This window comes from Pandoraea iniqua (assembly GCF_902459685.1).
Classification (GTDB): Bacteria; Pseudomonadota; Gammaproteobacteria; order Burkholderiales; family Burkholderiaceae; genus Pandoraea; species Pandoraea iniqua.
Map to the genome: position 1 here is coordinate 305,796 of NZ_CABPSF010000001.1, position 20,235 is coordinate 326,030.

A 20,235-nucleotide genomic window follows, 5' to 3' on the forward strand; every position below is an offset into this window, starting at 1 on the left:
GAATCGGTTGGCGCGACATCGTCACGCGGGTGCCTGTGGCGTCAGCCGGACAAAACAGGCGCCCGGTGCGCGGGCGATCCAGCCGTCGAGTTCGAGCACGCTCAGTTGCTGGAGGACCGTGACGATGTTCAGCCCGGTGCGCGCACAAAGCGCGTCTGCGCTCGACGGATCATAACCCAGCGCTTCGAGAATCGCTGCGGCAGGCGGGGCCAGTCCGCTCGGTTGCCGTATGGCGGGGCTGGCCTGCCGGGGCGGAGCGGGCGGGCGGGTCGACCCGGTCGGTCGGTTCGATCTGTTCGGTCGTGCGGGTGACGGGGGCGTCCGGGGTGTCGCTGGGATTGTCGTGGCCGTTGTGATCGGCGACGGAACCCTTCGGCCATGGACCGGCGGCGAGGCTGCCGTGTTCCCCGGCAGGCCGAGCGCCTCAAGCACGTCGTCCGGCGAGGTGACGAGTGTCGCGCCGTCGCGAATCAGCGCGTGGCATCCCGCGCTTTGCTGCGCATGTATCGAGCCGGGCAGAGCGAGCACGTCGCGTCCCAGTTCGCCCGCCAGACGCGCCGTGATGAGCGACCCCGACCGGGTCGCCGCTTCGACGACCAGCGTGCATCGGGCAAGGGCCGCGATCAGCCGGTTGCGTTGCGGAAAGTGCCCGGGCCGGGGTGGCGTGCCGACGGGAAACGGCGAGATGACGAGACCGGTGCCGGCCGCCTGCTCAATATGTCCGATATGTCTGATCCGGCCCATCCCCCCGATACGTTCGGCCAGCGCCCGGTTGCAAGCGGGGTAGACGCTGTCCGGTCCGGTGCCGATGACCGCACAGGTCCCGCCGGGGGTGTCCAGTGCGCCTTCGTGCGCGGCGGCATCGATGCCTGCCGCGAGTCCGGAAATGATGGTGATGCCGGCCTCGCCGAGTTGGCGGGCGAAGCGTCGCGCGTTCTCCCGGCCTTGTGGCGAAGCGAGGCGGCTGCCGACGATGGCTACGGCCGCGGGCCCGGCGCGGTTCGCCAGCGTGGCGTCACCGCAGCAATAAAGCATGGGCGGGGCGTCGCCAAGGTCGAACAGCGCGCGCGGATAGTCCGCTTCGGCCAGCGTCAGCACGGTGCAGCCCGGCTGCGCCGCCCAGTCGAGAGTGCGGTCGATCAGCTCGCGCAGTGCCGCAGAGGGGCGCGCCAGCAGCCGCGCCGCGATCTCGTGCGGCACCACGCGGGCGAGCTCGCCGGCGGTCGCACGAAAGATCGCGTCAGGCAGTCCGAACGCCGCCAGCAAACGTCGCACGGCGGCGGACGGCACCTGCGGCGTGGCGCACAGTCGCAGCCATGCCTTGATATCTTCCGCGCCGGCCCCGATCTGTGAAGCATCGATGGCGGTGTCTCTCGCTTCGTTCGCGTTGAAGGGGGTATCAGTGGCCGAAATTTCGCGCCGAGGCCCGTCTGACACGGGAAGTGCGGCGCCGCCCGCCAGCGGCGAGAGGGGCGCTGTGATAAAATTTTTCATCATCCGGTAAGCATTGACCGGGGGGCCAAGGCTGGCGAAGCCTGCGGCGCGTAGTTCGCGACGCGTTTCGCCATCGCTCGATTGTGAGTTGGCGCGAACCCCTATGGCAATGCGGCGATATCCCGTTTTCACCATGGCACTCCTGAATATTCTTCAATACCCCGATCCGCGTCTGCACAAAGTGGCCAAACCCGTGGCCGAAGTGGACGACCGCATCCGTCAACTCGTCAAAGACATGGCCGAGACCATGTACGACGCCCCCGGCATCGGTCTCGCGGCCACGCAGATCGACGTGCACGAGCAAGTCATCGTGATGGATCTGTCCGAAACGCGCGACGAATTGCGGGTGTTTATCAACCCGCAGATCGTGTGGCGCAGTGACGAGCAGAAAGTCTACGAAGAGGGCTGCCTGTCGGTGCCCGGCATCTACGACGAAGTCGAACGTGCCGACCGCGTGCGCGTGCGCGCCCTCAACGAGAAGGGCGAGAAGTTCGAGCTCGACGCCGATGGCCTGCTCGCCGTGTGCATTCAGCACGAGATGGATCACCTCAAGGGCAAGGTATTCGTCGAATACCTCTCGCCGCTCAAGCGCAACCGCATCAAACAGAAGATGAAGAAGCAGGTCGAGCGCGCGTAATAAGCGTCAAGCCACATCAGGCAGCGTCAAGCGAACGCCCGCCGAGCACCAAGCGAGCGCCCGGCGGCACTCAGCGGGATATTGGCGTCTGACGGGGATTTCGCACCGTTCGTCGCTCGCTGCCTGAGGTGGCGCACGCAGTAAAGTCATCTATACTTGCAGCGAATTTTTGCGCCGGCCTTGGCGCGAAACCCTGCTGCGACGGGACGTCAACGGGACGTTTGCCGTCGGGCCCAACCCGATCGGTTTCCCCGGATGTCCATCGTTAATGCTTCGTCGTCGGCTTCGACGACTTCGTCGGCCTCATCGATTTCAACATCGTCCTGTCGCCGCAAGATCTATTGGCTGAGCGCCGCACTCCTTTTCGCTTTCCTGCTTGCAGGGTTGTTCGACCGCGATCCGTGGAAGGCCGACGAACCGTATTCGGTCGGCATGGTGCTCAACTTCTTCCGCGGCCATGACCTGATCGTGCCGCGTGTGGGCGCCGATCCGTTCGTCGAAAAGCCCCCCGTCATGTATTGGACCGGCGCGATCTTCGCGCGCCTCACGTCTGCCGTGCTGCCGGTGTTCCAGGGCGCGCAACTGGCCGTGCTGGCGTGGCTGCTGATCGCTGTGTTCTGCGTGGCCCGACTCGCGCAGCGTCTGCACGCGCCGGCGTCGGCATCCGATACCGGCACTGCCAACAAATTCAACTGGCTCGCGCCGATGCTGATGGTGGGCAGCTTCGGGGCCATTGAAAATATCCACAAGCTCACGGCCGACGTGCCGCAAATGGCGGGTGCCGCGCTGGCACTGTTCGCGCTCGCGCGTCTGGCCAGACCGACGGCCTCGTCGTGGCGTTGGGGTCTGCTGCTCGGCACCGGCGCGGGCATCGCCTTCCTCAGCAAAGGCCTGCTGGTGCCCGGCGTGCTCGGCCTCACCGCGCTGGCCGCGTTCGCGTTGCCGGCCTACCGCACGCGCCGTTATGCCGCTGCGCTCGGTTGGGCCGTGCTGGCGGCGCTGCCTTGGGTGGTCATCTGGCCGGCGTTGTTCTGGCGCGCCTCCGAGCCGCTCTTCATCGAATGGTTCTGGGACAACAATTTCGGCCGCTTCTTCGGCTTCGTCCATCTTGGCGGCGAGCGCAAGTCGTATTGGAGCGACTTCAGAAGCCTGCTGGCATTGACGTTCCCGGCGGGCTGGCTCGCCGTCGGCGCGCTGGTCGCGCAACTGCGTGGCCGCAGTGAGGGCAGCGCTGAAAACCACACCCCAAGCCACAGCGGCGAACGCGGCGGCCTGCGCCGCTTCATCACCGAGCGCCCCGAACTGGCCATGCTGTGGCTGTATGTCGTGCTGTTCGTGTTGACGCTCGTGACGTCGTCGGCCATTCGCGACATCTACATGCTGTCGATTTTCCCGGCGCTCGGCGTGCTCGGTGCGGGTGTGCGCTTGCCGAACTGGCTCGAGAAGACGTGGTCGATCGTCGCACTGGTACTGATGAGCGTGCTGGGCGTGTTCCTGTGGGTACGCTGGGGGCTGCAACTCGGTGGCCACGGCCACGTTGCCGCAGGCCCGATCGGCAAATGGCTGCCGCTCGACTACGTGCTGCCGTTCTCGCCCGGGCTGGTGCTGGGCGCGGTGATCATCGCTGCCCTGTGGGTGGCGGCCATCCGCTACCGCCGCCAACTCGGTGCGCTTGTGTTCGGTTTCGCCGGTTTGATGTTCGTGTGGGGCACGCTCTCGACGCTGTTGCTGCCGTGGATCAACGAGGCGCGCAGCTACCGTACGCCGTTCGTCGCGATGATGACGTCGTTCGTCGATGCCGGCGGCACACTGAACGGCAACTGTGTCGGCTCGTTCAACGTGGGGGAATCGGAGCGCGCGATGCTCGACTACTTCGTCTCCATCCGCCCCGTGCAACTGCCGAGTCTGGCGCAGGCGCCGGCGTGTCGGATACTGTTGGTGCTCGACAAGGCCGCTGCGCGGATCGATGCGCCCACTGGGTGGCGCGAAATCTGGCAAGGCGGCCGGGCCGGCGACACCAATGAGCGCTTCCGCCTGCTGGTCGCGCCCGGCGTTACCCTGACGCCATTGCGTCGATAAGGCGCCCGCAAGGCGCGACGCTACCCACAGCCCCCAAGTCATCAAGCCATCAAGCAGTCGGCAGGAGAACCATCGTCATGACGCTTCGTATCGTATTTGCCGGCACGCCGGAATTCGCACAAACCGCGCTGGCCGCCATCGATGCGGCGGGTTTTCCGGTCGAGTTGGTGCTCACGCAACCCGATCGTCCGGCAGGGCGGGGCATGAAGTTGCAGGCCAGCCCGGTCAAACGCTACGCCGAAGCGCACGGCATGCCGGTCGCACAGCCGCCGTCGCTGCGCCGTAATGGCAAGTATCCGGAAGCGGCGATTGCGGCCATCGACCAACTGCGCGCGCTGGCCCCCGATGTGATGGTGGTGGCGGCTTACGGCCTGATCCTGCCGCAGGAAGTGCTCGATCTGCCGCGCTACGGCTGCCTGAACATTCACGGTTCGCTGTTGCCGCGCTGGCGCGGTGCGGCACCGATTCACCGCGCGATCGAAGCGGGCGACGCCGAGACGGGCATCACCATCATGCAGATGGACGCCGGGCTGGACACCGGCGCGATGATTCTGCGCGAAGCCGAACCCATCGGCCCCGACGACACCACGGCCACGTTGCACGACCGCATGGCGGCGCTGGGCGGCAAGCTGATCGTCGACGCACTGCGCCAGTTGGCGCGCGACGGCAAATTGCCGGCCGAGCCTCAGCCCGACGCTGGCGTGACCTATGCTGAGAAGATAGCCAAGCAGGAAGCGGCGCTCGACTGGCGCCGGCCGGCACAGGCGCTGGCACGTCAGGTGAGGGCGTTCGATCCGTTCCCCGGCGCGCTCGGCACGCTGCGTGGCACGGCCGTGAAGCTCTGGCGCGCGAATGCGGTGGCCGGCAAGGCTGGCGCAACCCCCGGCACCGTTCTCGAAGTGAGCGCTGACGCCGTGGTCATCGCCTGCGGCGAAGGCGCGCTGAACGTGACCGAATGCCAGAAGCCGGGTGGCAAGCGCCTGCCGGTGCGCGAGTTTCTCGCGGGATTTGCCATTGCGCCGGGCGACACGTTCGACGCCGTGCCGGGCACCGATGCCTGACATCGACTGCGGACATCGACAAGTCAGTTGCGGGTTTTATTCTTCAAAATTCGATAAACGACCCGCAAACATCGGCGAAAGCGTCGGCAAGCGGCAGCAACCGCGCTGAAGTGGCGTGCAATTTGCTCGCGGGCATTGAATTTTCGATGAGTTGCCTCATCTAACGCCCGAGGACACGCGAAGTGCGTGCAATCCTCAGGTCACCCAGATTTGCAGAGGAGAACACCATGTTCAATTGGATGAAGACCACCCTGCTGATGGCGGCCATCACCGCGTTGTTCATGGTGGTGGGCGGCATGATCGGCGGCAAGCAGGGCATGATGCTCGCGCTGGCAGTTGCGCTCGCGATGAATTTCTTTTCGTACTGGTTCTCGGACAAGATGGTGCTGCGCATGTACAACGCGCAGCAAGTCGACGAGACCAGCGCGCCGCAGTTCTACAACATGGTGCGTGAGCTGTCGCAACGCGCCGGCTTGCCGATGCCGAAGGTGTATCTGATCAATGAAGATGCGCCCAACGCGTTCGCGACCGGCCGTAATCCGGAAAATGCGGCCGTGGCGGCGACCACCGGCATCTTGCGTGTGCTCTCCGATCGCGAACTGCGCGGCGTGATGGCGCACGAACTGGCCCACGTGAAGCACCGCGATATTCTGATTTCGACCATCTCGGCCACCATGGCCGGTGCGATCTCGGCGCTGGCCAACTTCGCGATGTTCTTCGGTGGGCGCGATCAGAATGGCCGTCCGAGCAATCCGATTGCGAGCATTGCGGTGGCGATTCTCGCGCCGCTGGCCGCCTCGCTGATCCAGATGGCGATCTCGCGGGCGCGTGAGTTCGAAGCGGATCGTGGCGGCGCCGAAATTTCGGGCGATCCGCAGGCATTGGCGGCGGCGCTCGACAAGATTCATCGCTTTGCGCAGGGCATTCCGTTCGAGGCCGCCGAGCAGCATCCGGCCACGGCGCAGATGATGATCATGAACCCGCTCTCGGGCGGCGCGATCGCCAATCTGTTCTCGACGCACCCGGCAACCGAAGAGCGCATAGCGCGATTGATGGAAATGGCGCGCACCGGTCAGTATCCGGTTTGAGGTTGGGCAGGACCGGGGCGTGCCGGTGCGGAATGCCTTCGCAATCCATCCCAATCCATCCCAATCGAACGCTAACCGGCGCCGTCCATCGCGCCCCGCGTGAGTGAGGACTGACCGCGCATGGCCTGACGGCGTCCTACGGGTCGCCGTCCGTTGGCTGTCAGTCTGCTATCCTGTCGCCCGACAGCCGTCCGATAGCCCCCTATGCCCGCCGTCGCGCGGGCATATTCGTTTGTAGAAAGCCCATGCCGCAAGCCACTCTGCCCACCGAATCTCTGGCGTACGCGCTGCAACGTGCCGCGCAAACCCTCGAATCTGTCCAGAAGGGCATGGCGTTGCCGCAGGCACTCGCACAGGCGACCGCGCAGTGTGCCCCGGGCACCCGCGCCGCCACACAAGATCTCGCCTACCGCACCGTACGCCGTCTTGGCAGCAGCCGCGCTTTGCTGGCCGTGCTGGTCAAGCCCGCGATGCAAGCCCGTGTGCGCGACATCCTGCTGTGCGCACTCGCGCTGCTGCAAGACCCTGTGGAAGACGCTGCGTACACCGAATTTACCGTGGTCGATCAGGCCGTCGAAGCCATTGCCGCGCAACGCCGCACTGCCGCCGCGAAGGGGCTGGCCAATGCGGTGCTGCGCCGCTTCCTGCGCGAGCGCGAGGCATTGCTGGCCCAGATCGCCAAACAACCCGAAGCGCGCTGGAACTACCCCGCGTGGTGGATCAACACCGTGCGCGACGCGTATCCCGACCAATGGGAGACCTTGCTCACCGCCGGCGACAACCGGGGGCCGATGACCCTGCGTGTGAATACGCGGCGCGTGAGCGTGGCAGCCATGCAGGAGACGCTGTCGCTCGCCGGCATGGCGTCCGACGTCGTGGGTCCCGTCGCCCTGCGCCTCGCGCAAGCGGTGCCGGTGGACCGGCTGCCGGGTTTCGCCGAAGGCTGGGTGTCGATTCAGGACGCGGGTGCCCAACTGGCCGCACCGCTCGTGCTCGGCGACAACCCCCGTGCAGGCATGCGCGTACTCGATGCATGCGCCGCGCCGGGCGGCAAGACTGGCCATCTGCTGGAACTCGCCGACGTGCAGGTCACCGCGCTGGAGTCCGACCGCACCCGCGTGCCGCGCATCTATGAAAACCTGGAGCGCCTCGGGCTGTCGGCCGACGTGCGCATCGGCGACGCGGGCAACCCGGCCAAGTGGTCGGGTGGCGGTTGGGACGGTGTGCCGTTCGACCGCATTCTGGCTGACGTGCCGTGCTCGGCGGCGGGCATCGTGCGCCGGCATCCGGACATTCGCTGGTTGCGCCGTGCCGACGACATCCCGGCGCTGGTGGCCGAGCAGCAGCGCATTTTGCTGTCGCTGTGGGAAACGCTGGCCGTCGGCGGCGAGCTGGTCTACGTCACGTGCTCCATCTTCCCATCGGAAAACGAACAGCAAGCGCAATGGTTTGAACGCGTTCGCGCAGATGCGGTACGATTGGACGCTCCCGGGCAATTGCTGATGACCCCTGGCGGCGCCCATGACGGCTTCTATTACGCTCGCTTCCAGAAACGGTGACTTTCTCCCAACGGCTACTGGCCTGCCTGCTGCCGCTGCTGTGCGTTGTTACGCTCGGCTTTGCGGGGCCGGCACGCGCCGACAACGAAATTCAGGTGCGCGAAGCCCGGCTCGAGTCCTCCGAAGGCGGCTGGACGCTCGACGCGCGTTTCGCGTTCGAACTCAACAGTAGTCTGGAAGACGCAGTCAATCGCGGTATCTCCCTCTACTTCACGACCGACTTCGAACTCACCCGCTCGCGCTGGTACTGGTTCGACGAGAAGGTCGTCACCAGCTCGCAGAGTGTGCGGCTGTGGTTCCAGCCGCTGACACGTCAATATCGCGTCTCGAGCAATAACGGCAACAGCAGCAACAGCGGCCTGCAACTCGGCTTCAGTTCGCTGCGTGAGGCGATGGCACTGGTGCGCAATGTGAGCGGCTGGCGCGTCATCGAGAAAGGTGTGGTCAAGCCCGGCACGCAGTATCAGGCGTCGGTGCGCATGCGGCTCGACAATGCCCTCATGCCCAAGCCGTTCCAGATCGATGCGGTGAACAATCGCGACTGGAACCTGAGCTCGGACTGGGCGCGCTTCCTGTTCTCGCCGCCGCAGCCGCCTGCGGCCGCCAGTCTGCCGGGTGCGGCAGGCATGAACGCGTTGGCCTCTGCCGCACCTGCGGTCGCACCGTCTCAGGCATCCAACCCATCCGGCAGTGTGTCGGCCACGTCGTCGGGTGGTTTGTCCGCCAACACTGCACCGGCACTCCCGATTGCGTTGCTGGCCTCGCCCGCCGACGAGGACGCCGCGTCGAGTCCGGTGGCGCGGCTCACTGGCCGCCTGCCGCTGGCGTTCAGCGCGGCGCTGCCGCCGGGGGCGTCTCGTGTCAAGTAACAACGGCGGCGGCCTGCTCAAGCGCATTGTCATTCGCACGCTGATCGTCACGATGGCGCTGGTCGCCATCGGCCTGTTCGGCCTGCTGGCGCTGGCCTCGGCCAACACGGAATTCTTCGATCGCTACTACTCGCTGCTCTACACGGCGAACATCGCGGTCGCGATCATCTTCGTCTTCATCGTCGGGGCGCTGATCTGGATCATTCTGGTGCGCTTGCGCCAGCGACGCTTCGGCACGCGCCTGCTCGCCAAGCTCGCAATCTTCTTCGCACTGGTGGGCGTCTTGCCGGGCGGCATCATCTATCTGGTGTCGCTGCAATTCGTCTCGCGCAGTATCGAGTCGTGGTTCGACGTGCGTGTGGAAACCGCACTCGACTCCGGGCTGGAACTCGGCCGCGCGATTCTGAACAACGGCTTGTCCGATCTGAGCGCCAAGGCACAACTCGTTGCCGACAATCTCACCGCGAGCGGCGACAAGGGCGGCACGCTCACGCTGCTGCGCATGCGCGACCAGTTCGGTTTGCAGGACGCGACCATCGTCGACGGCAACGGCCGCGTGCTTGCCTCCGCCTCGGGCAACTTCAACGCGCTGGTGCCCGACTTGCCCACGCCGCTCATGCTGCGGCAGGCGCGTGCACAATCGCGCGGCTATACGGCCATCGAAGGGGGCGGCGAGGGCTACGACCGGCACACCTCGGACGACCAGTTGCGCTGGCGCGTGGTGATGCGCATTCCGTCGAGCTACACCTCCTCGTTGCAAGACGAAGAGCGCTTCCTGCAAGTCACGCAGTTGGTGCCAGCCAATCTGGCGCAGAACGCCGAAGCGGTGCAGAACGCCTATCGTGAATATCAGGAGAAGGCGCTTGGCCGGACCGGCTTGCGCAAGATGTATATCGGCACGCTGACGCTATCGCTGTTTCTCGCCACCTTCGTGGCTATGATGCTGGCGCTGGCGCTCGGGAGTCAGTTGGCACGGCCGCTGTTCCTGCTCGCACGCGGCACACAGGAAGTGGCGGCGGGCGATCTCTCGCCCAAGGGCGAAGTGCGCACCAACGACGAGTTGGGCTTCCTCACGCAGGCCTTCAACGCGATGACACGGCAGCTTTCCGACGCGCGCGCCACGGTCGAGCGCAATCGGCTGGCGCTCGAAAGCTCGAAGGCACACTTGGAAAGTATTCTGTCGAGCCTGACCGCCGGAGTGTTCGTGTTCGACCGTGATTTCCGGCTGACCACGGCCAACTCGGGGGCCGAGCGCATCTTCAAGCAGAGCTTTCAGGGCGAATTGAATCGCTCGCCCTCGCATATTCCGGCGCTCGTGGAGTTTGGCGAGACGCTGCGCCGGGCCTTCGCCGATCGCGATGCGAATGCCGACCTCGGCCCCGGTGGACACTGGCAGCAGCAGATCGGGCTGACGTTGCCCGGCGAAACCGATTCGGTGACCTTGCTCGTGCGCGGCTCGCATCTGCCCGAACCGGCGATGGCGGTGGCCGGCGTGCCCACGCGCTCCGGTGGCGGGTATGTGGTGGTGTTCGACGACATCAGCGACGTGATCTCGGCACAGCGCTCGGTGGCATGGGCGGAAGTGGCGCGGCGTCTTGCGCACGAGATCAAGAACCCGCTCACGCCGATTCAGCTCTCCGCCGAGCGCTTGCAGATGAAGCTCTCCGACAAGTTGCCGCCGGCCGAAGCCGAAGTCCTGCGGCGCGGCGCGACGACCATCGTCAATCAGGTGGCGGCGATGAAGCGCATGGTCGACGATTTCCGCGACTACGCGCGGCTGCCGCCGGCGATCATGCATTCGCTGCAACTCAACGAGCTGATTGGCGAGGTATTGACGCTATACGGGGTGGATGAAGGGCGCGGTGCGATCCGTCCCTATCTCGGTGCGGACCTGCCGGAAATTCGAGGCGACTCGACGCAATTGCGTCAGGTTATCCATAATCTGCTGCAAAATGCTCAAGATGCGGTGAGTGGAACCGAAAACCCTCTTATCACTGTGGAAACGAAGACAGTAGAATACGCAGGAACGGACGCGGCGCCCGGAGAACCGAAACGCACGGCAGTGCGTCTCACGATCACGGACAATGGGCCAGGCTTCCCGGCACGCATCCTGACCCGCGCATTCGAACCGTATGTAACGACCAAGGCTAAGGGCACGGGGCTCGGTCTGGCGATGGTCAAGAAGATCATCGACGAACATCAGGCGCGCATCGACATCCGCAACCGGACGTTGCCCGAGGGTGAGGGCAGTGCGGGGGCACAGATTTCGATCTTGTTTACTCAATTGGCTGACGACCAGGATCTGTCGCGCAACAAGCCGACAGAACACACGAAGGTAGCGTAAATGGCAACCATTTTGGTGGTGGATGACGAAATGGGAATCCGGGAGCTGCTCTCGGAGATTCTGAGCGACGAGGGACACGTCGTCGAGGTGGCGGAGAACGCACAGGAGGCTCGCGCCTATCGTGCGGCGCACACCCCCGACCTCGTGCTGCTCGATATTTGGATGCCCGATACCGACGGCGTGACATTGCTCAAGGAATGGGCGGCACAACAACTGCTCACCATGCCGGTGATCATGATGTCGGGCCACGCCACGATCGACACTGCCGTCGAGGCGACCAAGATCGGCGCGCTCAACTTCCTTGAAAAACCGATTGCCTTGCAGAAGCTGCTGCAAGCGGTCGAGCAGGGACTCGTGCGCGGCAAGCGCGACGCCGCCGGCGGTGCGCCGAGCGCGTTCGATGCCGCCGACGACGAGCTCGAAACCGGCGTGTTCGGCGAGAGCGAACCCCGCCACGCGGCAACGGGCCTGAACGGTACGGCGGTGCATGCCCCGCTGGGTGCCCATGATGCCGACGGAGCCGTGGGCGCCGGGGGTGCCGGCCTTGCTGCCGACATTTCGTTCGACGTGCCGCTGCGCGAAGCGCGCGATGCGTTCGAGCGCGCGTACTTTGCTTATCATCTGGCGAAGGAACACGGCAGCATGACGCGCGTGGCCGAGAAGACCGGGTTGGAACGCACGCACTTGTATCGCAAGCTCAAGCAACTGGGCGTGGAGCTTTCCAAGAGCAAGACCTGACGCACCGGTGAAAGCCGGTGCCGTTGAAAGGCCGGCGCGCAATTCCCGCAGGTTTTTTCGACAAAGGGCTTGCGAAAATCATCAGGGCTCTCTATAATCGCTTTTCTCTTGGCCCGGTAGCTCAGTTGGTAGAGCAGCGGATTGAAAATCCGCGTGTCGTTGGTTCGATTCCGACCCAGGCCACCAAATTCGAAGGGCTTGCGCACAGCGCAAGCCCTTTTTGCGTTTCACGGAAACGCGCCCCGATGAGGGGTATAACGCCGCGCTGATATCGCGATTCATCGCATTAGTCGCACGAAGTCGCATCACGTCGCGTTATGTCGCGTGACCCTCCCGCACGCGGGCTGCCCCGGTGGCCTGAATCGCGTGCCCGGCCCCCGTCGTCCTGACGGCGAGGGCGATACTGCTAGCGCAAGATCATGACGACAAGCACCGATTCCGCTCTGGTCCTGTTCTCCGGTGGACAGGATTCGACCACTTGCCTCGCGTGGGCGCTCTCGCGCTATGCGCGCGTCGAGACGCTGGGCTTCGACTACGGCCAGCGCCATAGCGTCGAGCTGGAGTGCCGCACCGACGTCCTCGCGAAGATGCGTCAGCGCTTTCCGCACTGGGCACCGCGCATGGGCGACGATCACATGATCGACCTGTCGATTCTTGGGCAAATCAGCGAGACCTCGCTCACGCGCGAGACCACCATCGCGATGGCGGCCAACAACCTGCCGAATACGTTCGTGCCGGGGCGCAATATTCTGTTCCTGACGATCGGTGCGACGATTGCCTACCGCCGCGGCTTGCGCGTGCTGGTGGGTGGCATGTGCGAGACGGACTTCTCTGGCTACCCCGATTGCCGCGACGACACCATGAAGGCCTTGCAGGTCGCGCTCAACCTTGGCATGGACCAGCGTTTCATCGTCGAGACGCCGCTGATGTGGATCGACAAGGCCGATACGTGGCAGATGGCGCAGGATCTCGGCGGCAGCCTGCTGGTCGAAACCGTGCGTGAAGACACGCACACGTGCTATCTGGGCGAGCGCAGCGTGCTGCATCCGTGGGGTTACGGCTGTGGCGAATGCCCGGCGTGCCAGCTGCGTCAGCGCGGCTACGAGCAGTGGCGTGCACGCGGCAATGACGCGGATAATCATCAGACGCACGGCGCGGCCTGATCCATCAAGAATCGAGAGAATCATGACGTACGCGGTAAAGGAAATCTTCTACACCTTGCAGGGCGAGGGCGCGAATGCCGGCCGCCCGGCGGTGTTCTGCCGGTTTGCGGGGTGCAACCTGTGGACCGGCCGCGAAGAGGACCGTGCCGAGGCCGTCTGCCAGTTCTGCGATACCGAATTCGTCGGCACCGACGGCGAGAATGGCGGCAAGTACCGCACGCCGGCCGACCTCGTGGCGCAGATCGTGGCGTTGTGGCCGGAAGGCGACCGCGCGCATCGCTTCGTCGTTTGCACGGGCGGTGAGCCGCTGCTGCAACTCGATGCCCCGCTGATCGCGGCACTCCATGCCGAGGGTTTTCGCATCGCTGTGGAGACCAACGGCACGCAAGTCGTGCCCGAGGGCATCGACTGGGTGTGCGTAAGCCCGAAGGCCGATGCCGGGCTGGTCGTCACGCGTGGCGATGAACTGAAGGTTGTCGTGCCGCAGGATCGCCAGCGTCTGGCTGAGTACGAGACGCTCGACTTCACGCACTTCTATCTCCAGCCGATGGATGGCCCGCTGCGCGACACCAATACGAAGCTGGCGATCGACTATTGCAAGTCGCATCCGCGCTGGTCGCTGTCGATGCAGACGCACAAATACCTGAATATTCCCTGAGCCGTTGCCGTGATTACGATTACCCGGAAACTTGAATTCGATGCGGGCCACCGCATTCCCGACCACCGCAGCCAGTGCCACAACCTGCACGGGCATCGCTATGTGCTCGAGATCACGCTCGCGGGCGAGGTGAGCCGCGAGAGCGGCGCGTCGGACAACGGCATGGTGATGGATTTTGCCGACGTGAAAGCGCTCGCCAACGAGCACCTCGTCTCGGTGTGGGACCACGCGTTCCTCGTGTACGAAGGCGATACGGCCGTGCGCGATTTTCTCGCGACGATGCCCGACCACAAGACCGTCGTGTTCGATCGTGTGCCGACCGTCGAGAACTTGGCGGCCGCCGCGTTCGACAAGCTGAGCGGTGTCTTCGATGCCCACTACGGCCGTGATCTGCGACTGGTGCGTCTGCGCCTGTACGAGACGCCGAACTGCTGGTCGGAAGTGACGGCCTGACACGGCCACGGCACGACGATGCAAGGGCGCACGGACGTCGACCACGGCTGACCGGCGTCATCGCGATATCATGCGAGTTGCACACCGTAACTCATAGGGGACAACTCAAAATGAAATCGCTTCTGCGCGGCTTGTTCGCCGCTTTGCTGTTGACGGCTTTTGCTTTGCCCGCCACGTCGGCGTTTGCGAAAGACAAGGTCGTGTATCACATCAATGACGCCGAAAGTCAGGCGCTCGCCGGGCTGCGCAACATCCGCAATCAGCTCGATACCGTCCCCGATACCGATGTCGTGGTCGTCGCGCATGCGAAGGGCGTCGACTTCCTGATGAGCAATTACAAGGATGCCGCGACCGTCGGGCCGCTCGTCGCCGCGCTGCATGGCCGTGGCGTGAAGTTCGAAGTGTGCGAGATCACCATGAAGCAGCGCAGTCTCACGAAAGACCAGTTCGTGCTCGAAGCGGACTTCACGCCATCCGGCGTGGTGGAACTCACGCGACTGCAACAACAGGGCTACGCGTACATCAAGCCGTAACTTGCCGTTGCCTCAGGGCACGCCGTCCGTGCCCGGCTGACGCGAATACCACACCCCGAACGCTGGATATCGATCCGGCCTTCGGGGTGTTTTCGTATGCGGAGTCACGCTCCGGCGGGCGTCGCCAGTTTGGCGCACAATAGGCGCGTGCCCGTCCCCGGAGGTACCTCATGTCGACGTCTTACGCCATGCGCTGGCTGCTCGCCAGCACCACGCTCGCACTGGTGAGTGTTGCGTGCCAATCGATTCCCTACGCCGTCGCCGCGGCTCAGGCGCCCGCTCAGGCACTGACCGACCGGGCAGTCCACGACTATGAGGCGGGGCAGCAGACGCAGGCGCTCGACGAGTTTCGCCGGGCCGCACAGCAGGGCAACCGGCTGGCCCAGTTCGACTACGCGATGATGTTGCTCGCGGGCGAAGGCGGCACCCCCGATCCGCAGGGCGCCGTGCAGTGGCTCGACCGGGCGGCGAATGCCGGCATGACACAGGCGCAGTACGTGTACGGCAAGATGTACGACGACGGCTACGTTGTGGACAAGTCGATTCCGCAGGCCAACCACTGGTACGAGAAGGCTGCGAAGCAAGGCCACGTGCAGGCGCAGGCGGCCATTGCCAACGAGTACTTCATCGGCCGCGGCGTGCCAAAGGACTACAAGATCGCTTTCGGCTGGTACGAGAAAGCGGCAAAAGGCGGCGATCTGCCGTCGCAATACATCGTGGCGAGCTACTACGAACGCGGCTACGGTGTGGTCACCCCCGATCTCGATCAGGCCCGCTTCTGGTACGGGAAAGCCGCCGCGCAGGGGGATGTCGCCGCGCAGGGCAAACTCGAGGCCTTCAAGCGACAAGGGGCACCGGACAGTGCAGCGTCTACCCGGTGACCGCCTGACCTGACGTTTCAAGTCCCGCTTTCCATCGCAGGCTCCCCGTCGCAAGCCATGCCGCTTGCGGTGGCGAAGTCGCGTCTGCAAATCATGATCACGGCCGGGGGATTTAAGAAGAATCCCATCATGACTCGCCAGCGCGGCGTCAGTAGCATCGGCGTCAACGATGTTACTCATAAGGAGCGCGAACGCCGCAGGTCGCGGAGGACTCGCGGGGACGGTTGACCCGCACTGACCGCCCACGCTGCCCGTTCGCGAAGAATCGATGGCGCCAGACACTTTGCCGGATGCGATCGACAGCGCGCAGCACAGTGCCGTATTGCGGCTGCTCACCGGGCCGATGCGGGGTTGCGAATTCACGCTGACCGAAGGCGTCACGCTATTCGTCATCGGCCCGAGCGATCCGGCCGTCGACCGGGGCTGGCAAGCGGATATGCCGCCGAATGCGATCTACGTGCCGATGGACGGCGAGGGCGACAATTTCGAAATCCTCGTCGATCACGACGATCGCCCGGGTCTCTTCGTCAGGGTGTTGAGCGATGTGACGGGCCGTGAGGTCGGCATCGACGCGACCCAGATCGCGGAGATCGGCGACGTGCGCATCGGCGTGAGACGCCTGAGCGAGCCTTGGTCTGCGCACGTCTCGCGCAGCATGTACGCACAGGGCGGTGCGTCCGATACGGCACAGCAATCGGGCCGCCGCCACGGCCGCCGCCGGTGGCAACGGCTGTTCTGGGGAACCCTGCTGCTCGCAACGCTTGGTGGCGGCGCATGGTTCTACGCCAGCAGCGCGCCGCAGCGGCAAGCCGAGGGCATTGCCGCATATCTCGAAACGATCGGTGGCCGCGCGCAGGTGCTGCCGGGCACCGACGGCATGATGTACGTGCTCACCGACGACAGCGCGCAACGGTTGTCCCTGACACGCATCCTCGGTGCCGCCGTGATTCAACGCGAAGGGCTGGTCGTACTCGCACTCGACGAAGAAAACGAGCGCATTACCCAGTGGATCGACGCGTCGCGAAATCAGGTCCCCTACTTCAAGCTCTATTTCGACGACCCCACGGCGCCCGAGCTCTGGGTCGGCAAGCAGCATTTCCGGCTCTCGGAACAGGAAGCCACACAGTTCCGCACCCTGCTGCACGAAAAGATGCCCTACGCCAAGCGGGTGAGCATCGTGCCGCACGACGAAGCGGACGCCAGCAACGAGGCCGAAGACGCGCTCAAACGCCAGATGGTGCCGTTCCTGCGCACCGATACCCCCGAGGGCGTCACCTTCCACATCAGTGCAGAACTCGACGATGTGCAGCTGCGCCGGCTGTACAGCTTCATGCAGGGCTTTGCCAAGCGCTGGGGGACCCGGCTCGTGCGCTTCAACGTTGATTTACGCGACGACTGGACGGGGCAGAAATCGTACTCCTACGGCGCGATGGCCTACATCAAAGAGGGGCCACAGCAGTGGCAGTTCGTTAACCGGCAATAAGCCATCAGTCATCAGCCATCAGCGGCAATCAGCGATACGCGGCAGAAAGCGATACGCGGCAATAAGTCACCAAGGAGATGCCATGACCACCATCAATGCAGCGGACGATCTGAGATCGCTCGAGAAGATATCGGCCTCGTTCGACGAAAAGGCCAAGACGCTGAAGCAGCGCGTCGACGAGGCGCTCGCGGCGATTCAGGGCGACGCCAGCGACGCGCAGACACTGGCGAAGTATCAGGCGGTACTCGGGGAATACACCTTGGTGCAGAGCGCGCAGTCCGCGTCCGTCAAAACGTGGCGCGATACCGCCGCCGGCATCATCCAGAAGTTCTGACGCGGCGCGCCGCGCCACCGTCCGCCTTCTGACCTCTGACCTCTGCCCTCTCATCCAGCGAGCCCCCCAATGTCGATCGCTCCCATCGCCCCCATCGTCCCCTCCGTTGCTACCGCGCCTTCGTCTCTAATGCACCCCATGGCGCCACCCTCCGCTTCCCGCACCGAGGCTTCGGCGTCGGTCATTACCGGGCAGCCCGACACGGGCGACTCACTGGAAACGCGCTTTATCCGCGCCGCCGCCGACCTGTCCGCCAAATTCGAAGCCGACCGTGCGCACATCGCCGATGACGTCAACCGGATCGACCCGACGGATCTCGTCGCCATGAACGCCATGCAGGTCCGGCTGGCGCAATACAGCTTGGATGTGTCGATGACGTCCACGCTGGCCCGCAAGGTCGTCGGTGCCGTCGAGGCGCTATTAAGGTGATCACTGAAGTACCGCTACGTCCTCGTCGTGTGTGCCCTCCTGCTGCTGGCCGGTTGCCGGCGCAGTGAGATGCTGCTCACGTCGCTCGACCAGCAGCAGGCCAACGAAGTGGCCGCCGTGCTGCTTCGTCACGACATTGCGGCGGAGAAGGTCGAAGCCGGCAAAGCGGGCTACGCGATCAGAGTCGACGCGAGCGATTTTCCCGCCGCCGTCGACTGGCTCAAGACCTACGATCTGCCGTCGCGCCCGCGCGTCGAGATCGCGCAGATGTTTCCGCCCGACGCACTGGTGGCGTCACCGCGCGCCGAACGCGCACGGCTGTATTCTGCCATCGAGCAACGGCTCGAACAGTCGCTGCGCCTCATGCGCGGCGTGCTGGCGGCGCGCGTTCATGTGAGCTACGACGTCGAAGGTCTCGCCGCCGATCAGGGGCAATCGGCTCCCCACATCGCTGCGGTCGCGATCTACCAGAACGATGTGGACCCCACCGCGCTCATCAACGATGTGAAACGTTTTCTGAAGAACAGCATCGACGACGTGCGCTACGAAAACATCTCGGTAGTGCTCTCGCCGCAGCCGGCCGCCATCGATATGCCGGCCAGAGCGCCCGCGAATCAGGGCAATGCCGGTCCCGGCGGCTGGACAACGGGGTTGCTCGCGCTGCTGGTGACCTCGGCGGCGGTGGCCGGTATTGGGTTGCTAACGCGTGCGCGCTTCGCGAAGCAACGCACGCGTGCTGCGCCGGTGGAGGACCTGCCATGACACCCACGGGCAAGCCCTGCCTGCGCGAATCGCCCAGTGCGATCGCCGTCAACTGGCGAATGATGATGTTCGACCCGGTGTCGTATATCCACCCGGCGTACTTCGCCCTGCCCGAGCGGTTCTCGTCACCGCGCCAGCGTGCCGTCGTCAATGAAATTCTGATCGTCGCGCTGCGACTCGACATGCACTGGCCTTTCGATCGCATCGGGATTGCCGAGCGCCCGTGGCTGCTCAACTGGCGACATTTGCCGCAAGTGGCGTTTCTGATGGGATGTCAGGCGCTCAAGGCGGGCTTGTGTCGACGCGCGGCGTTGCTGCGCCTGCCGGACTGGGCGAGCGCCTTCGCCAGCTTGCCGTTGCTTGACCCCGTCGCGCCGACGGGGCCGCACCCGCCTTCGCACGCCGATCTGCTGGCCGAGGGCCTCGCACGATTGACGGCGATTGCCGCGCCGCTCCCCGAGCCGGTGCGCCAGCGTCTGCCGCTGCTGTTCGCGTCCGACGTTGCGCGTGCCGGACACAGCCCCGGCGCATTCGATCTGCGCCTGTTCGTGACTGCCTTGGAATATGCCAAAAAGCATCCCCATTCCCCCCCTGACGCCGGTCGTTGACGGTGTCGTCGTGAAGCGCATGCAGCTGGCGCGCGGTGCGGCGCACGCTCGCGTCGATCGAGACATCCGGCAGTGGGCGAAACGACACGTTCGCGAATCGCAGACGCACACGGCGCAACTGCAACGTCGTGCGATGCGCGACGGGTACGCCAGCGGTATGGCGGCGGCGCTGGAAGACACCGTGGCGCATCTCATGCGCACCGAGCAGATGTGCCGTCAGTGGCGCGCCGAGATGGCCGCACAGATGCAGACCCTGCTCGCGTCGGCAGCCACGCATCCGCAGGCGCTGCTTGCGGCGCTGGCCGACGCATTCGATGCGTTTGCCGCCCTGCCGTCCGATGCGCCGCTGATCGTCGCGTTACCGGCAACGCTCAAGCCGCATCGCGAGTCGATCCGTGCGCGCGTGACGGCGGTCTTCCCCGGCGCCGTGACGTTCGAGGTGCACCGCGACAACGTGGTCGCCGTGCGGCGTGGCGATCACGTCATCGAGTACGACCCTGACGCGTTCATCGAACGTGCCGGCCGGACCTTCGATGCGCCGCCGGACGTCCCGTCAGGCGATCTGCACGCGCTGCTGGCGCCGGCACTGTTGCCATTGCAGGCACGTGTCGATGCACTCGCCCGGCGTGCGCCGCACAGCATCGACGATGCTCTGCCCCACGCCTTACCGCAGTCCCTCGCTTACGGAGTCAGCGCATGAACCCTGTGTCCCGATTCGAAATGCCACGGTGTGACGCAAGCGCACAACCACACGCCACGACACCGGCAACACCCGCGACACCCGCGACACCCACGCTGTTGCAGCGCGTGTACGACGCCCGTGTCGAGCGTGAACGGCAAGCCGGGGATATCACGCCCCGGAACCTCGCCGAGGCGAGTGACAACGACATGAACCCCGCAGACATCAACACGCAGCGGCGGGGGAGCGATGACGACAACGGCTTCGATGTGGCGTCGGTCTTCCGCGATATCTGGATTCGCAAGCAGTGGGTGGACTGGCTCGACAACGGCAGACAGCGTTATCAGGAAATAGGCGGGATGTAGTCACGCCACGCCACGCGA

Annotated in this window: 20 protein-coding genes, 1 tRNA gene and 1 pseudogene; 21 read left to right on the top strand and 1 reads right to left on the bottom strand. The window is 64.9% G+C overall.

What is annotated here, in order from left to right; translation table 11 throughout:
- Positions 1 to 21 precede the first annotated feature (21 nt).
- Positions 22 to 1,629 (bottom strand): DNA-processing protein DprA, encoded by a 1,608-nt coding sequence (dprA, locus tag PIN31009_RS01215; protein ID WP_246185469.1) that lies wholly within the window; start codon positions 1,627 to 1,629, stop codon positions 22 to 24.
- Here dprA and def point away from each other — a divergent pair.
- From def to PIN31009_RS01320, 21 genes and pseudogenes are all read left to right on the top strand, one after another.
- Positions 1,628 to 2,131 (top strand): peptide deformylase, encoded by a 504-nt coding sequence (gene def / locus PIN31009_RS01220; protein WP_150682715.1) that lies wholly within the window; start codon positions 1,628 to 1,630, stop codon positions 2,129 to 2,131. The genes dprA and def overlap by 2 nt on opposite strands.
- A gap of 255 nt (positions 2,132 to 2,386) precedes the next feature.
- Positions 2,387 to 4,210 (top strand): ArnT family glycosyltransferase, encoded by a 1,824-nt coding sequence (locus PIN31009_RS01225; protein WP_150789044.1) that lies wholly within the window; start codon positions 2,387 to 2,389, stop codon positions 4,208 to 4,210.
- A 77-nt stretch (positions 4,211 to 4,287) separates the two neighbouring features.
- Positions 4,288 to 5,271: a methionyl-tRNA formyltransferase gene (gene fmt / locus PIN31009_RS01230; RefSeq protein ID WP_425495451.1), complete on the top strand. Its 984-nt coding sequence runs from the start codon at positions 4,288 to 4,290 to the stop codon at positions 5,269 to 5,271.
- Between the two features lie 227 nt (positions 5,272 to 5,498).
- Positions 5,499 to 6,359, top strand: a complete 861-nt coding sequence (gene htpX / locus PIN31009_RS01235) for a zinc metalloprotease HtpX (RefSeq protein ID WP_058376780.1) — start codon at positions 5,499 to 5,501, stop codon at positions 6,357 to 6,359.
- Positions 6,360 to 6,604: 245 nt separating this feature from the next.
- The gene (gene rsmB, locus PIN31009_RS01240) at positions 6,605 to 7,918 is read left to right on the top strand and encodes a 16S rRNA (cytosine(967)-C(5))-methyltransferase RsmB (RefSeq protein WP_150789046.1); all 1,314 of its coding nucleotides are present in this window, start codon (positions 6,605 to 6,607) and stop codon (positions 7,916 to 7,918) included.
- Positions 7,915 to 8,499 (top strand): annotated as a pseudogene (locus tag PIN31009_RS28135) (DUF4390 domain-containing protein); the annotation flags it as partial. The gene rsmB and the pseudogene PIN31009_RS28135, both read left to right, overlap by 4 nt.
- Before the next feature lie 340 nt (positions 8,500 to 8,839).
- A complete protein-coding gene (locus tag PIN31009_RS01250) occupies positions 8,840 to 11,131 on the top strand; it encodes a sensor histidine kinase (RefSeq protein WP_150683400.1) in 2,292 nt (763 codons plus the stop codon).
- Entirely contained in the window at positions 11,132 to 11,869 is a 738-nt protein-coding gene (locus tag PIN31009_RS01255) for a response regulator (protein WP_150682720.1), read from the top strand.
- A gap of 110 nt (positions 11,870 to 11,979) precedes the next feature.
- A tRNA-Phe gene (locus tag PIN31009_RS01260) sits at positions 11,980 to 12,055 on the top strand.
- A gap of 233 nt (positions 12,056 to 12,288) precedes the next feature.
- The gene (queC, locus tag PIN31009_RS01265) at positions 12,289 to 13,032 is read left to right on the top strand and encodes a 7-cyano-7-deazaguanine synthase QueC (RefSeq protein WP_150789048.1); all 744 of its coding nucleotides are present in this window, start codon (positions 12,289 to 12,291) and stop codon (positions 13,030 to 13,032) included.
- 22 nt (positions 13,033 to 13,054) lie between these two features.
- Positions 13,055 to 13,690 (top strand): 7-carboxy-7-deazaguanine synthase, encoded by a 636-nt coding sequence (gene queE, locus PIN31009_RS01270; protein ID WP_058376784.1) that lies wholly within the window; start codon positions 13,055 to 13,057, stop codon positions 13,688 to 13,690.
- A gap of 9 nt (positions 13,691 to 13,699) precedes the next feature.
- Positions 13,700 to 14,143, top strand: coding sequence for a 6-carboxytetrahydropterin synthase QueD (gene queD, locus PIN31009_RS01275; protein WP_150789049.1), 444 nt, complete (start codon positions 13,700 to 13,702; stop codon positions 14,141 to 14,143).
- A 110-nt stretch (positions 14,144 to 14,253) separates the two neighbouring features.
- Positions 14,254 to 14,676 (top strand): DsrE family protein, encoded by a 423-nt coding sequence (locus PIN31009_RS01280; RefSeq protein WP_150789050.1) that lies wholly within the window; start codon positions 14,254 to 14,256, stop codon positions 14,674 to 14,676.
- Between the two features lie 170 nt (positions 14,677 to 14,846).
- Complete coding sequence (locus PIN31009_RS01285) at positions 14,847 to 15,557, top strand: tetratricopeptide repeat protein (RefSeq protein ID WP_150789051.1); 711 nt, start codon at positions 14,847 to 14,849, stop codon at positions 15,555 to 15,557.
- A 268-nt stretch (positions 15,558 to 15,825) separates the two neighbouring features.
- A complete protein-coding gene (locus PIN31009_RS01290) occupies positions 15,826 to 17,040 on the top strand; it encodes a PrgH/EprH family type III secretion apparatus protein (protein ID WP_150789052.1) in 1,215 nt (404 codons plus the stop codon).
- A gap of 82 nt (positions 17,041 to 17,122) precedes the next feature.
- Positions 17,123 to 17,374 carry a type III secretion system needle filament subunit SctF gene (gene sctF, locus PIN31009_RS01295; protein ID WP_150682725.1) on the top strand — a complete coding sequence of 84 codons (252 nt, stop codon included), beginning with the start codon at positions 17,123 to 17,125 and terminating at the stop codon, positions 17,372 to 17,374.
- Positions 17,375 to 17,443: 69 nt separating this feature from the next.
- A complete protein-coding gene (sctI, locus tag PIN31009_RS01300) occupies positions 17,444 to 17,803 on the top strand; it encodes a type III secretion system inner rod subunit SctI (RefSeq protein ID WP_150789053.1) in 360 nt (119 codons plus the stop codon).
- A gap of 3 nt (positions 17,804 to 17,806) precedes the next feature.
- Complete coding sequence (locus PIN31009_RS01305) at positions 17,807 to 18,565, top strand: EscJ/YscJ/HrcJ family type III secretion inner membrane ring protein (RefSeq protein WP_150789054.1); 759 nt, start codon at positions 17,807 to 17,809, stop codon at positions 18,563 to 18,565.
- Positions 18,562 to 19,173, top strand: coding sequence for a type III secretion apparatus protein OrgA/MxiK (locus PIN31009_RS01310; protein WP_150789055.1), 612 nt, complete (start codon positions 18,562 to 18,564; stop codon positions 19,171 to 19,173). Before PIN31009_RS01305 ends, PIN31009_RS01310 begins: the two co-directional genes overlap by 4 nt.
- 10 nt (positions 19,174 to 19,183) lie before the next feature.
- Positions 19,184 to 19,873 (top strand): hypothetical protein, encoded by a 690-nt coding sequence (locus PIN31009_RS01315; RefSeq protein ID WP_150789056.1) that lies wholly within the window; start codon positions 19,184 to 19,186, stop codon positions 19,871 to 19,873.
- Positions 19,870 to 20,217, top strand: coding sequence for a hypothetical protein (locus tag PIN31009_RS01320; RefSeq protein ID WP_150789057.1), 348 nt, complete (start codon positions 19,870 to 19,872; stop codon positions 20,215 to 20,217). The genes PIN31009_RS01315 and PIN31009_RS01320 overlap by 4 nt, the downstream gene beginning before the upstream one ends.
- Positions 20,218 to 20,235 lie beyond the last annotated feature (18 nt).